General features: G+C 69.2%; 11 protein-coding genes. All 11 read right to left on the bottom strand.

Annotated features, from left to right (window positions below; genetic code table 11):
• Positions 1–242: 242 nt before the first annotated feature.
• The 11 genes from tyrS to HMPREF3121_RS08980 all read right to left on the bottom strand — a co-directional run bounded on the left by tyrS (position 243) and on the right by HMPREF3121_RS08980 (position 11,693).
• Positions 243–1,517, bottom strand: coding sequence for a tyrosine--tRNA ligase (gene tyrS, locus HMPREF3121_RS09030; RefSeq protein WP_070522512.1), 1,275 nt, complete (start codon positions 1,515–1,517; stop codon positions 243–245).
• Between the two features lie 110 nt (positions 1,518–1,627).
• A complete protein-coding gene (locus HMPREF3121_RS09025; protein WP_070522509.1) occupies positions 1,628–2,305 on the bottom strand; it encodes a DNA-3-methyladenine glycosylase in 678 nt (225 codons plus the stop codon).
• An 11-nt stretch (positions 2,306–2,316) separates the two neighbouring features.
• Entirely contained in the window at positions 2,317–2,490 is a 174-nt protein-coding gene (locus HMPREF3121_RS12740; protein WP_070522507.1) for a Trm112 family protein, read from the bottom strand.
• An 11-nt stretch (positions 2,491–2,501) separates the two neighbouring features.
• The gene (locus HMPREF3121_RS09015; protein ID WP_070522505.1) at positions 2,502–3,182 is read right to left on the bottom strand and encodes a hypothetical protein; all 681 of its coding nucleotides are present in this window, start codon (positions 3,180–3,182) and stop codon (positions 2,502–2,504) included.
• Positions 3,169–4,788, bottom strand: a complete 1,620-nt coding sequence (locus tag HMPREF3121_RS09010) for a VWA domain-containing protein (RefSeq protein ID WP_070522501.1) — start codon at positions 4,786–4,788, stop codon at positions 3,169–3,171. Before HMPREF3121_RS09010 ends, HMPREF3121_RS09015 begins: the two co-directional genes overlap by 14 nt.
• 26 nt (positions 4,789–4,814) lie before the next feature.
• A complete protein-coding gene (locus HMPREF3121_RS09005; RefSeq protein ID WP_070522499.1) occupies positions 4,815–6,041 on the bottom strand; it encodes a hypothetical protein in 1,227 nt (408 codons plus the stop codon).
• A gap of 72 nt (positions 6,042–6,113) precedes the next feature.
• Entirely contained in the window at positions 6,114–7,568 is a 1,455-nt protein-coding gene (argH, locus tag HMPREF3121_RS09000) for an argininosuccinate lyase (protein WP_070522496.1), read from the bottom strand.
• A gap of 96 nt (positions 7,569–7,664) precedes the next feature.
• Entirely contained in the window at positions 7,665–8,864 is a 1,200-nt protein-coding gene (locus HMPREF3121_RS08995) for an argininosuccinate synthase (RefSeq protein WP_070522493.1), read from the bottom strand.
• A gap of 41 nt (positions 8,865–8,905) precedes the next feature.
• Positions 8,906–9,388, bottom strand: coding sequence for an arginine repressor (locus tag HMPREF3121_RS08990; protein ID WP_035119575.1), 483 nt, complete (start codon positions 9,386–9,388; stop codon positions 8,906–8,908).
• A gap of 6 nt (positions 9,389–9,394) precedes the next feature.
• Complete coding sequence (gene argF, locus HMPREF3121_RS08985; protein WP_070522490.1) at positions 9,395–10,360, bottom strand: ornithine carbamoyltransferase; 966 nt, start codon at positions 10,358–10,360, stop codon at positions 9,395–9,397.
• Positions 10,361–10,475: 115 nt separating this feature from the next.
• Entirely contained in the window at positions 10,476–11,693 is a 1,218-nt protein-coding gene (locus HMPREF3121_RS08980; RefSeq protein WP_070522487.1) for an acetylornithine transaminase, read from the bottom strand.
• Between the last annotated feature and the right edge of the window lie 118 nt (positions 11,694–11,811).

The following is an 11,811-nucleotide window of genomic DNA, read 5'->3' as shown; positions in this document are numbered from 1 at the left end:
AACACTACACACGACCACCACGGACACCAAAAGTCCTGGTCACTGCCTGCTTCTCGGCCATCTTGCCTCCCACATGGCCGTCGTAAAGCCCCAAAGCATCACGCAAACCGCTCAAGGGCGCACTTCGCACGCCACGCTCCCGCACGAAAAAAGCCCGCCACCCCGGATTCGGCTCCGGGATGACGGACACGATGCATGCACCTCGACGCGCGCTTCTTCACCACGCGCCATCGATGCGTTGGTCAGCGGTGGATGCGCACGCCGGCGAAGTTCTTCTTGCCTCGGCGCAGCACCAGCCACGTGCCGTGCAGCAAATCGGAATCGGCGGGCACCCACTCCTCGTCGGTGATGCGCTCGTTGTTGACGTAGGCGCCGCCCTCCTTGATGGTGCGTCGCGCCTCGCCCTTCGACTTCGCCAGGCCCGATGCGACCAGCAGATCCACCGCGGTATCCGGCTCACCGGCGTTGACGTCGGCAACCTCGGTCTCCGACACCGCCGCGGCCAGCGTCGCCTCATCCAAGTCGGACAACTCGGCCCGGCCGAACAACGCCTGCGCCGCCAGCTCCACGGCCTTGCGGGCATCCTCGCCGTGCACCAGGTCCGTCATCTCCTGCGCCAGGCGACGCTGAGCCTCGCGCTTGAACGGACGCTCGGCGACCGCGACCTCGTACTCGGCGATCTCCTCGCGGGTCAGGAACGTGAACCACTTCAGGTAATCGATGACGACGGAGTCGCCGGCGTTGATGAAGTACTGGTACCACGCGTACGGGCTGGTCAGCTCGGCGTCGAGCCACAGCTTGCCGCCGCCGGTGGACTTGCCGAACTTCTTGCCCTCCGCGTCGGTCACCAGCGGCACGGTCAGCCCGTGGACCTTCTCGCCGTCGAGGCGACGGTTCAGGTCGACGCCGGAAACGATGTTGCCCCACTGATCCGAACCGCCGATCTGCAGGCGGCAGTCGTGGGTGCGGCGCAGGTGCACGTAGTCGTTGGCCTGCAGCAGCATGTAGGAAAACTCGGTGTAGGACATGCCGTCGTTTTCCAGGCGACGCTTGACGGTGTCGCGGTCGAGCATCGTGTTGAGCGAAAAGTTCTTGCCCAAGTCACGAAGGAACTCGATCACCGAGATCTTCGACACCCAGTCGTAGTTGTTGACCAGCAGGCCACGGCCCGGCTGATCCTCCTCGATGATGTCGACGAATCGGCGCAGCTGCTCCTCGATCTTCGCGACGTTGCCGGCGATCTCCTCTTCGGTGAGCATGGAACGCTCGCCGACGTCGCGCGGGTCGCCGATCATGCCGGTGGCGCCACCGGCCAGGGCGATCGGGCGATGCCCGGCGTCCTGGAAACGCTTGAGCATCACCAGCGGAACGAGGTGGCCGGCGTGCAGCGACGAACCCGTCGGATCGAAGCCCACATACGCGGTGATGGGCCCCTCCTCGACCAGGGCGCGCAGGGCGTCCAGGTCCGTCGACTGCGCGATGAGGCCGCGCCATTCCAGGTCTTCGATGATGTTCATGTCGGTCACGCGGAACATCCTAACGTGCCGGAACGCGGCGGGCGTGGCGGGGTCGACCCGCACGGGCGCGTCCCCACGTGGGCGCCGCCGCACCAGGTCCGTCCCGTTGCTCAGGCCAGTCCGTCGGCTTTGGCATGACGACGATACGCCGACACCCCGGGCTCGCCGGGCAGCCAGAATCGCCACGGGCGTTGCGACGCCGCCCTCAATCCCACGCGCGGACCGGAGCGCAGCTCGACATTTCGCAGCTCGGCATCTCGCATCTCAGCATCGGCCACCGGCGCCCGCTCCCCCGCACCGAGCTGCACGCGCGAGGAAGGATCGAAGAGGTCCAGCCCATAGTCGCCCAAGTCAATGCCGAGGGCTTGCCCCAGGTTTCCCGGCCCCCGCGCCAGGTCCCGCAGCACCGGGCTCTTCCGTGCCAGATTCCCGCGCGCCGCGCTCCGCCTCCGCCTCGCGACGTCCTCCCCCTCCAGGATCTCCGCACCTCGCAGCAGAACTCCGCCACCGACTCCATCGGGGCCGGCCGTCACGTTCGCGCAGAAATGAATGCCGTACGACCGGTACACGTACAGGTGCCCTGCGGGCCCGAACATGACGCGGTTGCGCGGGGTCACGCCGGGCCACGTGTGCGCCCCCGGGTCGGGCCACGGCGAATCAGCCGGCCCGCCGTAGGCCTCCACCTCCGTGATCCGCGCCCGCAGACCGTCGCCGGGAACGACGAGAACCCGGCCGAGCAGCGCTTTCGCGGCGTCGGCCGGGTGCCCGGACAGGATCTCCCGGTTCAGGGACCCGCCCGTCACCGGGGCCAGTCGACGGCCTCGTCGGAAAGCATCACGGGGATGCCGTCCTCGATCGGGTACGCGATGCCCAGGCGCTCGTTGACCAGGACGGACTCGTCCTCGAGATACGTCAGCGGCCCCTTGTCGCGGGGGCAGGCGAGGATGTCCAGCAACTTCGGATCGAGGCTCATGACGATCGATTCTACGACGTCCACGACGACGGGACGCCATCGTCGTCGTCCGGCACGTCGGGGCGGGGACCGAAGCGCAGCTCCATCTCCAGCCGTTTGCGCTCGAGTTCACGTTGTTCGGCGTCGGCGACGGTGTCGGCGTCGGAGTTGATCCGGTCGACCTGGTGGGCCAGCAGGTCGAGCAGGTCCACGATGTCCTCGGTGGCGGCGAACCTGCGGTCGGGGGCGATGGCGAGGTAGCCGTCGACGACTTCGGGCAGGTCGGAGTTGATGATCTGCGCCACGACGGACCTGTGGTGCGGCATCGATTCCAGCCGCGGCCAGTTGCCCAGCGCCTCGACCAGCCCCGCGTGGACGACGACGATTTCGTCCCGCACCTCCCGCGGCAACGGCGACGTCGACCAGCCCTCGATGCGGCGGCGCAGGTCGCGGCCCAGCTCCTCCGGGCTCTTTCGCTTGACGACGGCCGGCCGGGCATCCGACGACTCCAGGGCCCCGGTGCCGTCGGGGGTCCGTTCCGCCGGGGTCAGCAGCACGCCGACACCCCATGCGGCGGCGGCAGCCACCGGCCAGAAGGCGCCGAAACCGACGGCGAGATGGCCGACGATGACGAGCACCGCCAACACCATGCCGACGATGTTGCGGCGGGAGGCGAAGAAGCCCCCGGCGCCGCCCGAACTACTGGTAGCCACGAATTTCCTTGAACGCGGCATCCAGATCACCGTTGAGGGCGTCGAAGACCTCACCGCCGGTGGCCTTGGCCAGCTCCTCCATTTCACCGACGTTGGCCTCGCCGTAGAGGATCACGAAGACCGGGATCGCCTGGCGCTCCTTCGGCAGCGAACGGTAGTGGGCGAGGAACTCGCCCAACCCCGGGCCATCGGTGACTTCGCCGTCGGTCATGAGCACGATCGACGGGATTCCGGCGTCACCGACGTCGATGGTGTCGTAGGCGTCGATGAGCGCACCGTAGATGGCCGTGCTGCCGAACGGTTCCAGCCGACCGATCGCATCGAGCAACTCGGTGCGCGGGCCGGGGTCGGCCGCGGAAAACCGCACCGTCGTCGATTGCCCGGGCTGCGAGGCAAAGGGCAGCAGGCTGATCCGCTCGCGGTCGCGGAAACCGACCTCCGACGTCGACGTGCGGGCGCTGCCGTCGACCAGCGACGTGAGCGTCGCCTGCAGGGAGCGCATGCGCTCACCCTCCATCGAACCGGAGGTGTCGAGCACAAACGCCGTGTCACCCGGCCTGCGCAGCTCGTTGTGGTACGCCCGGACCAGACGGTCCGTCACCTCCTTCGATCCCGGGAAGGGAAGTTCGATGAGAAGATCGTCCGTCAGCTCCGGGGCGGGATCGGACCGGTCGGCGGGTCGTCGGAAGGAATCCCGCACGACGTCCGGGTTGGCCCGCAGCCACTCGACGATCGACTCCACCCGCTCGCGGGCCTTCGCATCCGCCGGCTCCGCCAGCGCCGACAGCGGATAGTCTGCGCTGACCACGCCGTCGGCAGGCACGATGATCTCGACGTCGAGCCCGTCGGACTTCAGGTCGTGGAGGACCGACTCGTAATTGATCATCGCGTCGGCGCGGGTCGGGTCATCCCGGAACGTCTCCGCCAGCCACCCCGACGAGCCCGAGGTGAGGGTCTGGCCCTCGAACAGGTCGCGCAGCTGCGGGGCGACGCGATCGACGTCCTCGGCGGTCAGGGCGTTGCCCGTGTCGGCCACGGCGGTCGCGACCGACACCAGCGCCGAAAAACCCGAATTCGACGTGCCCGGGTCGGTCATGGCGATGGTCAAATCGCCCTTCGACGTCGCCTCCGCGATCTCCGCCCACGTCGGGGCCGTCGAATCCCAGCCCAGCTCGCGGGCCTTCGCCGACCGTACGCCGAAGGCCACCGGAGACGTGGCGATCTTCTCCGCGCCCACGAGCTTGTCGTCCGCGCCGATGAGCTCGGCGTACCGGTTGGTGGCGAACCACGTGGCGTCATAGCGGCCATCGAACTCGCCGGCGCCCAGTCGCTCGGAGTTGTCCAACGTGCCGCCGGGGAAGTCCATCACGACGTCGAAACCGAGATCCTCCGACGCCCGCTCCATGACGGGTTCGAGGTCCGCCAGCTCCGTGGCCGCGGCGATGTGGATCGTGCCCCCGGCCAGCGAGGAATCCGGCTCGAAGTCGGCGCCGGCCCCACCGGAACCCGCCCCTCCCCCGTCGCCGCCGGAGCAGGCGACGAGGAACAACGCCGTCAAGGCCGCCACGACCACCGCGAACGAGGACCTCCAACGCGAAACATCCATGATCGATTCCTTCCCGTGTGTCCGGTTCATTCGCCCACCGGCGCATCGGCGGCGGCACCGGCATCCTCTTCGGCGGCGCTCGGTTCGCCGCGCCCGCCCAACTCCTCGCCGAGGCCCGTCAACAGCGCCTCGAGCAGATCGAAACTCGGCGGATCGATGACGGAGACCAACTCCGGCGGCGCAGGCGCTCCCTTGTCCGCGAGCACCTCGTCGAAAACGCTCCTGGACTGCGGACGGAAACCGTGCTCCGCCGCCAACCGCTGCAGGTCGGGATCCTCGGCGAGCAACCGAGCCACCTCCGCGCCGTCGGAATTCAGGCCGATGACCGTGTGCTTCGACTGGATCGTCGGATCCGGGTAGGCCAGCACCATGTCGTCGCGGATCGACTCTTCGGCGTTCATCTGCCGCTCGAGGAACTGCGACTCGTAGATCATCACCATCGGCTTCGCCCCCATGCCCTGCGACAGGTAATCGGCGAAGGGCCCGGCGGAGGACGATTCGGTGAATCCCTGGCCCGCCAGCAGCGGTGCGATGCGCTCGACGGCGGCGTCGACCTGGCCGCGGTCCGCGACCACGGCGCCGTCGTTGCCCGCCCACGACAGGATGGACGCGTACATCGCCGCCGAATTCGACGTGCGGGCGTCGGTCGTCGACATCTGCACCGTCCGCGGCGAGGGGTAGGCGCCGTCGCCCACGTCACGCCACCGGGTCCCCTCCTCCGCCAGGCGCAGGTACTCCGTCATGTCGATGTACCAGTGACCGTCTTCTTCGCGAGCGACGCCCTCGGCGGCGAGGACGTCGACGATCGGCCGGAACGTGGCCACGGCCATCGGCGAGTGGAACGGGGTGGTCTCCGCCTCATGCGGATTCTCCTCCGCGATGCGCTTCGCCGCGGGTGCCGACGAGGGGAACGCGAAGTCGAATTCGTCGAGATCGACGCCGGTGGCGATCGTGCGCGAACCGGCCGCCTCGACCGTCACCTCCAGGCCGTGGTCGGCGAACACCTCGCGGACGGCGGGATCGCGGAAATACTCCAGCTTCTCCGAGCCCACGACGCCGGCGACCAGGCGGAGGTCTCCCCCGCCCCCGAGGCCGCCCGATCCCGGGCCCCCGCCCGGAGAATCCTCCGACAGGCCGGGAACGGACACCCACCCGCGGCCCACTGCGACCGCGAGCACGCCCACGACGACGAGGATCAGCGCCACGACCCGGGCGCCCGTTTTCCGCGCGCGCGGAGCAGAAGCAGAGGACATGAAAAGAGACTAAGGGATCAAAACGACCCCCGCAGGGTGAGCGCCGTTGACCGGCGCTCGAGCACTCGTCACCTAGGACGAGCGCACCGGCGCCTCCGCCCACGCGCGACCGTCGGCCGACGTCGAACGCACCCGACCGAGCTGCTCGGCCACGCGCACCCCGGCGGTGCCGCCGCGGGTATCGCGCGACGCCACCGCACCATCGATGGTGAGCACCTCGCGCACCTGCGGGGTCAGCGACTCGTGCACGCCGGCGAGCTCGTCGTCGGAAAGCTCGTGCAGCCCCACGCCGCGGGACTCCGCGATCCGCACGCACTGCCCCGACGCCTCGTGCGCGACGCGGAACGGAACGCCCTGGCGCACCATCCACTCCGCGAGATCGGTGGCCAGCGTGAAACCGGCCGGGGCGAGCTCGCGCATCCGATCCTCGTGGAACGTCAGCGTGGCCACCAGGCCCGTCATGGCCGGCAGCAGCAGATTCAGCTGCGCGACGGAATCGACGATCGGCTCCTTGTCCTCCTGCAGGTCACGGTTGTACGCCAACGGCTGCGCCTTCAGCGTCGCCATCAGACCCGACAGGTTGCCGATCAGACGACCGGTCTTGCCGCGCGTGAGCTCCGCGACGTCCGGGTTCTTCTTCTGCGGCATGATCGACGACCCCGTCGACCACTCGTCGGCAAGCGTCACGTAGCCGAACTCCGGGGTGCACCAGGCGATGATCTCCTCCGCCAGACGGGACATGTCCACCGCGATCTGGGCCAGCACGAACGCCGTCTCCGACGCGAAGTCGCGGGAGCTGGTCGCGTCGATGGAGTTGTCCGCCGCCGAATCGAAGCCGAGCTCCGCGGCGATGGCCTCCGGGTCGAGGTGCAGCGACGAACCCGCCAACGCACCCGAGCCGTAGGGGCTCACCGCCAGACGACGATCCAGATCCCGGATGCGCTCGACGTCCCTCAGCAACGGCTGCGCGTGGGCCAGCAGCTGATGACCCAACAGCACCGGCTGGGCCGCCTGGAAGTGCGTCTTGCCCGGCATGATCGCATCCGGATGGGCCGCCGACTGGTCCGCCAGGGCGTCGACCAGGTCCAGCACGCAGGCCGCGATGTCGCGCACCGCATCGCGGACCCACATGCGGAACAACGTGGCCACCTGGTCGTTGCGGGAACGCCCCGCCCGCAGACGGCCGCCGACCTCGGGGCCGACGCGGTCGATGAGCCCGCGTTCCATCGCACCGTGGACGTCCTCGTCGGACTCCTCCGGGCCGAACGCGCCGGACGCTACGTCGGCGCCCAACTCGTCCAGGCCCTTCAGCATGGTGGCCAGGTCGTCGTCGGTGAGCAGGCCCCGCGCATTGAGAACCTTCGCGTGGGCCTTCGACGCCAGCACGTCATACGGGGCGAGCACCCAGTCGAAGTGCGTCGACTTGCTCAACGCCGCCATGGCGTCGGCGGGCCCGCCGGAAAAACGGCCTCCCCACAGCGAACCCTCGTTGGTGCCGTGCTGCTCGACGGCGGACTGCTCGGACATGTCGGTGGTGCTCCTCATCGGTGATGGAATGCTGCCGCCCGGCACCCGAAACCGGGGCCGGGCAGCTGCGCGGTTCTGGTCGTGCGACGCGCGGTCTTACAGGTTGAAGTCGCGCTTGGCGGCCATCTTCGACGACAGGCCGTGCAGCTCGACGAAGCCGCGGGCCAGGGTCTGGTCGAACGTGTCGCCCTCGTCGTAGGTGGCCAGGTTGAAGTCGTACAGCGACGAGTTCGAACGACGGCCGTTGACGTTGCAGTTGCCGGCGTGCATGGTCATGCGGATGTCGCCGGACACGCCCTTCTGGGACTCCTCGATGAAGGTGTCCAGCGCGCGCTTGAGCGGCGAGAACCACAGGCCGTCGTACACCAGCTCGGACCACTTGGCCTCGACGCCGCGCTTGTAGCGGGCCAGCTCGCGCTCGACGGTGACGTCCTCCATGGCCGCGTGGGCGGTCATCAGGGCGATGGCGCCCGGGGCCTCGTAGATCTCGCGGGACTTGATGCCCACCAGACGGTCCTCGACCATGTCCAGGCGACCGACGCCCTGGGCGCCGGCGCGGCGGTTCATCTCCTCGACGGCCTCCAGCATGGTGACCGGCTTGCCGTCGATGGCGACCGGCTTGCCGTCCTCGAAGGAGATGATGACCTCGTCCGGGGAGTTGAAGTTGAGGGTCGGGTCCTCGGTGTAGGCGTAGACGTCCTTCGTCGGGGCGTTCCACAGGTCCTCGAGGTAGCCGGTCTCGATGGCGCGGCCCCACAGGTTCTGGTCGATGGAGAACGGCGACGACTTCGACTGCTCGATCGGGATGTCGTTCTTCTCGGCGAAGGCGATGGCCTTGTCGCGGGTCCAGGCGTAGTCGCGGGCCGGGGCGATGATCTTCAGGTCCGGGGCGGTGTTGGAGAAACCGACCTCGAAACGCACCTGGTCGTTGCCCTTGCCGGTGCAGCCGTGGGCGACGTGGGTGCCGCCGTGATCCTTGGCGGCCTGCGCCATGTGCTTGACGATCAGCGGACGCGACAGAGCCGAAACCAGCGGGTACTGCTTCATGTACAGGGCGTTGGCCTTGATGGCCGGCAGGCAGTACTCTTCGGCGAACTCGTCACGGGCGTCGACGATGACGGACTCGACGGCGCCGGCGTCCAGCGCACGCTGGCGGATGGACTCCATGTCCTCGCCGCCCTGGCCCACGTCGATGGACACGGCGACGACCTCGGCGCCGGTCTCCTGCTTCATCCACTCGATGGCGACGGTGGTGTCCAGGCCGCCGGAGTAGGCGAGAATGACCCGATCAGTCATGTGGGTTCGCTCCTTCTTGGGGGTGTTGATTCTTGTCGATTCTACTGCCCGGCGTCGCCGGACAAACGCCGGGCCAGGTCCGCCCCGGTGAGGGGCTCCCGCGCCAGGCAGAAAATGGTGTCGTCGCCGGCGATCGTGCCGGCGATGTCGGGCAGGCCGGCGCGGTCGATGACGCTGGCCAGGTACTGCGCCGCCCCGGGCGGGGTGCGCAGCACCGCGATGGTTCCGGAGTGGTCGGCGGCCACGAGCAGTTCGTCGAGGACTCGCCGCATGCGGGCGACCGCTCCCCTGCCGGCGTGGATGCCGTCGGAGTCGCCTTCGAGGACGTAGCGGGCGGCCCCGTCGTCCTCGCGGATCTTGCGCGCCCCGAGTTCGTCGAGGTCCCGGGACAGCGTCGCCTGGGCGATGTCGATGCCCTCCGCGGCCAGCAGGGTGGCGAGCTCCATCTGGCTGGAGATTCGCCGCCGGCGCAGCAGATCCGCGATGCGGGCCTGCCGTGCGGTGCGGGAACCGGGGATGGTCATGGTCGCCTACGCTTCCCCGCCGGCGGCGCGGCTGTGCTCCAGCAGCCAGGTCAGCAGCGCCTTCTGGGCGTGCATGCGGTTTTCCGCTTCGTCGAAGACGACGGAGGCCGGGCCGTCGATGACGTCGGCGGTGACCTCGTTGCCGCGGTAGGCGGGCAGGCAGTGCAGGAAGATCGCCCCGTCGGCTGCCTTGGCCATGAGTTCGGCGTTGACCTGGTACGGCAGGAAGGGGGTGCGGCGGTCGAGGCCGTCGTCTTCCTGGCCCATCGACACCCAGGTGTCGGTGAGCACGATCTCGGCGCCGACGATGGCTTCGTCGACGTCGGCGGTCACGGTGACGGTCGCGCCGGTGTCGGCGGCGATCTTTTCGGCGCGTTCGACGAAACGGGCCTCCGGCTGGAATCCCTCGGGCGCGCAGATCGTCACGTCGAGTCCGGCCGTCGCAAAGCCGACGAGGTACGAGTTGGCCATGTTGTTGGCGCCGTCGCCGAAGTAGACCGCCTTGCGGCCGGACAGTCCGGCCTGGCCTTCGTCGGGGCAGACGTTTTCGATGATGGTCTGCAGGTCGGCGAGGATCTGGCAGGGGTGGAACTCGTCGGACAGCGCGTTGATCACCGGGACGGTGGCGGTGTCGGCCATGGCTTCGAGGCCGACCTGGGCGTAGGTGCGCCAGACGATGGCCGAGTTGAAGCGCGACAGCACCGCCGCGGTGTCCTGGTAGGTCTCGCCCTTGCCCATCTGGGAGGCGCCGGAGTCGACGACGATGGCGTTGCCGCCGAGCGCCGCGATGCCCGCGTCGAACGAGAAGCGGGTGCGGGTCGACGTCTTGTCGAACAGCACGGCCACGGACTGCGGCCCCTCCAGCGGGCGGGTCCCGTACGGGTCCGCCTTGAGTTTCGCGGCCAGCGCGAGGACCTCCGCCTGCTCGGCGGGGGTCAGGTCGTCGTCCGCGAGGAAGTGTCGGATGGTCACCGTCCCACGGCTCCTTTCTGCGTTGTTCGTGCCTTTGTTTCGTGCTTTACGACGGTCGGCCGTCGGGCCAGCCGTCGTCTTCCCCGGGTGGGGTCCGCCGCCGATTCGGCGGTGGTCAGGCGTCGTCGCCTTCGGCATGCTTTTCGTCGAGGGCCGCCCGCGCCTCGGCCAGGCACTGGCCGACGAGCTCGACGGCCCGGTCGATTTCCCCGTCCGTCAGGTTCAGCGGGGGCACGACGCGGATGACGTTGGGCTGCGGGGCGTTGAGGATGACGCCGTTGCGGTAGCCCGCGTCGACGGCGCCCTTGGCCAGCGGGCCGTCGAGGACCAGGCCGAGCATGTAGCCGCGGCCGCGGACGTGGTCGACGCCGTCGAGCGAGGCCAGTTTCCGGGCCATGATCCGGCCCTTCTCCGCCACGCGGTCGATGAGGCCCTCCGACTCCAGGGCGTCGATGACGGCCAGCGCCGCCGCCGCGCACACCGGGTTGCCGCCGAACGTGGTGCCGTGGGTGCCCGGGGTGAACAGCTTCGCGGCTTCGCCGTGGGCGATGACCGCGCCGAGCGGCAGTCCGCCGCCGAGGCCCTTGGCCAGGGTCATGACGTCGGGCACGATGCCGGAGTGCTGGTGGGCGAACCAGGCGCCGGTGCGGCCGATGCCGGTCTGCACCTCGTCCATGATCATCATGACGCCGTAGCGCTCGGTCAGCGCCCGGACCTGCTCCAGATAGCCCTCCGGCGGCGCGACGACGCCCGTCTCGCCCTGGATGGGCTCCATGATGACGGCCGCGACGCTGAGCGGGTCGGACTCGATGGTCTTGGTCAAAAACTCGATGTCGCCGTAGGGCACGAACTCGACGCCGGCGGGCATCGGCTCGAACGGCGCGCGCTTGTCGGGCTGGCCGGTCATGGCCAGGGCGCCCATCGTGCGGCCGTGGAACCCGTGGTTGGTGGCGATGATGCGGCGGCGACCGGTCAGCCGCGCCAACTTGAACGCGGCCTCGTTGGCCTCCGTGCCGGAGTTGCAGAACATCACGCGGGTGTCCTCCGCGCCCCAACCGGTCAGCTCGATGAGCTTCTCGGCCAGTTCCAGCGGCGGCTCGGAGCCGAAGATGTTGGACACGTGGCCGAGCTCGGCGATCTGCTTCGACACGGCGTCGACGATCGCCGGGTGGCCGTGGCCCAATGCGTTGACGGCGATGCCGGAGAGCAGGTCGAGGTACTTCTTGCCCTCGGAGTCCGTCAGCCACGGCCCCTCGCCCTTGACCAGCTCGATGCGCGGCGTGCCGTAGTTGTCCATCATCCTGGCGGTCCAGGCGTCGGTGAAGGCGGTCATCACACGTCTCCTTCGCGGTCGGTGTCGGTGTTGTCGTCGGCGGCGGACGTGTCGGACAGGTCCGCGGCCGCGTCGGCGGCGGCGCCGGAGGACCGGGCCACGCGGGCGGCGGCCGCGG

It is taken from the genome of Corynebacterium sp. HMSC11E11 (assembly GCF_001807025.1).
Lineage (GTDB): Bacteria > Actinomycetota > Actinomycetes > Mycobacteriales > Mycobacteriaceae > Corynebacterium > Corynebacterium freneyi.
The sequence above is the reverse complement of the archived record's forward strand: the minus strand, read 5'-3'. Positions and strand labels throughout refer to the sequence as shown.

Excerpts from the sequence above, each read along its gene's own strand:
- HMPREF3121_RS08995 (WP_070522493.1), bottom strand. The coding sequence starts at position 8,864 with ATGACTGATCGGGTCATTCTCGCCTACTCCGGCGGCCTGGACACCACC.
- HMPREF3121_RS12740 (WP_070522507.1), bottom strand. The coding sequence starts at position 2,490 with ATGAGCCTCGATCCGAAGTTGCTGGACATCCTCGCCTGCCCCCGCGAC.
- argH (WP_070522496.1), bottom strand. The coding sequence starts at position 7,568 with ATGTCCGAGCAGTCCGCCGTCGAGCAGCACGGCACCAACGAGGGTTCG.
- HMPREF3121_RS08990 (WP_035119575.1), bottom strand. The coding sequence starts at position 9,388 with ATGACCATCCCCGGTTCCCGCACCGCACGGCAGGCCCGCATCGCGGAT.
- HMPREF3121_RS08980 (WP_070522487.1), bottom strand. The coding sequence starts at position 11,693 with ATGACCGCCTTCACCGACGCCTGGACCGCCAGGATGATGGACAACTAC.
- tyrS (WP_070522512.1), bottom strand. The coding sequence starts at position 1,517 with ATGAACATCATCGAAGACCTGGAATGGCGCGGCCTCATCGCGCAGTCG.
- HMPREF3121_RS09010 (WP_070522501.1), bottom strand. The coding sequence starts at position 4,788 with ATGGATGTTTCGCGTTGGAGGTCCTCGTTCGCGGTGGTCGTGGCGGCC.
- HMPREF3121_RS09005 (WP_070522499.1), bottom strand. The coding sequence starts at position 6,041 with ATGTCCTCTGCTTCTGCTCCGCGCGCGCGGAAAACGGGCGCCCGGGTC.